This window comes from Salinarimonas soli, assembly GCF_008386575.1.
GTDB classification, from domain to species: domain Bacteria; phylum Pseudomonadota; class Alphaproteobacteria; order Rhizobiales; family Beijerinckiaceae; genus Salinarimonas_A; species Salinarimonas_A soli.
Map to the genome: position 1 here is coordinate 1 of NZ_VUOA01000183.1, position 321 is coordinate 321.

Genomic DNA, 321 nt, shown 5'->3' on the forward strand with positions numbered 1-321 from the left:
TATGGGTAGGCAATTCGACTAAAAATCTAAATGTAGCTTTAACACTGCAATTCCAGTAGTACTTGAACAAATATGATATCCTGTCATTAGAAGGTAATGCTGGTAGTTCGTATGGAACTTGGCTCTTTAGTTCCCCGACATATGGTGACATTCCTTTTTCAAGTTCATCATATATCGCCGCTGTCGTAGCACTATCTTTCCACACACCTTTGTCTATTGTGTAGTACACTGCGGATCCAAGTAACGCAGATTTCACGCCAAACTTTAACATCGTGAAGCAAATGTGAATATCAAGTGTTAATTAGTTTTTTGGCAAATTAT

Annotated in this window: 1 protein-coding gene; it reads right to left on the reverse strand. The window is 37.7% G+C overall.

What is annotated here, in order from left to right:
- Positions 1-229 (reverse strand): hypothetical protein (locus F0L46_RS27795; protein WP_188312162.1); only part of this gene is annotated, 229 nt, incomplete at its 3' end.
- Positions 230-321 lie beyond the last annotated feature (92 nt).